Below are 252 nucleotides of genomic sequence, written 5' to 3'. Positions count from 1 at the left end.
ACCAGTAGTTGTCCGTTATGGGTGAACTTTACGGCCTTGGCAATGAATTTATTTAAATTTTTTCGCAACCTATTTGGGGCGGACACAATCTCACTGGTGCATACATGCGTAGAATCTAAAATTAATTGGGTGGTGTTGCTTTCTGCCCTGAGCGCAACCGACTCAACAATTTCTCCCCGGTACTGTTGTAAATTAAATTGAATGTTTTCTTTGTCTAACTTACCAGCTTCTTTTTTAGAAAACTCTAAAATA

The 252-nt window shown here is 38.5% G+C and carries 1 protein-coding gene; it reads right to left on the bottom strand.

What is annotated here, in order from left to right:
* Positions 1-252: hypothetical protein (locus tag CWB76_RS20175; protein ID WP_138609760.1), on the bottom strand; the 252-nt coding region annotated here is incomplete at both ends.

The organism is Pseudoalteromonas sp. S1609, from assembly GCF_005887255.1.
GTDB lineage: Bacteria > Pseudomonadota > Gammaproteobacteria > Enterobacterales > Alteromonadaceae > Pseudoalteromonas.
The sequence above is the reverse complement of the archived record's forward strand: the minus strand, read 5'-3'. Positions and strand labels throughout refer to the sequence as shown.